The 541-nt window shown below is 61.2% G+C and carries 2 protein-coding genes; one reads left to right on the forward strand and one right to left on the reverse strand.

What is annotated here, in order from left to right; all coding sequences use genetic code 11:
• On the forward strand, positions 1-225 hold a 225-nt coding region (locus tag ACFFIX_RS27915; protein ID WP_378939916.1), incomplete at its 5' end, for a transglycosylase domain-containing protein.
• Between the two features lie 63 nt (positions 226-288).
• Here ACFFIX_RS27915 and npr read toward each other — a convergent pair.
• Positions 289-541, reverse strand: a 253-nt coding sequence (npr, locus tag ACFFIX_RS27920) for a PTS phosphocarrier protein NPr (RefSeq protein WP_378939918.1), incomplete at its 5' end; no start/stop codon positions are given.

Below are 541 nucleotides of genomic sequence, written 5' to 3' on the forward strand. Positions count from 1 at the left end.
GATGGGATATTTGGTGTGGAAGCGGCCGCCCAGCGCTATTTTCATAAACCCGCCAGTCAGCTGACGCCGGGGGAAGCGGCTCTGCTGGCCGCGGTGCTGCCGAACCCGATCCGCTATCGCGCCGATGCGCCGTCAGGCTATGTGCGCAGTCGTCAGGCCTGGATCTTACGCCAGATGCGACAGCTGGGCGGGGAAGGGTTCATGCGCGAGCATAAGCTCTATTAGCAGGTTACTCCGGCGCCGGGGCTGGTACAATCGCCAGTCGTCCGCCGCCGGGAAGCGTCACGTTTAGTCTTCGTCAAAGCCAGCGTTAAACAGGGCAATCACCGCGGCGAGGGCTTCAACTTCCTGCGGACCGCTGGCCTCCACCTCTATCTGTCGCCCTTTCGCCGAGTCCAGCATCAGCAGGGCAATCACGCTGTTGGCTTCCGCCTCCGTGCCTTCATCGTTGCGCAGCAGTACTTCGGCATCGAAATTCTGCATCAGTTCGAACAGCTTCATCGCCGGGCGGGCGTGCATGCCCAGCTTATTGGTGATTTCA

This window comes from Metabacillus herbersteinensis (assembly GCF_042433335.1).
Lineage (GTDB): Bacteria > Bacillota > Bacilli > Bacillales > Bacillaceae > Metabacillus > Metabacillus herbersteinensis.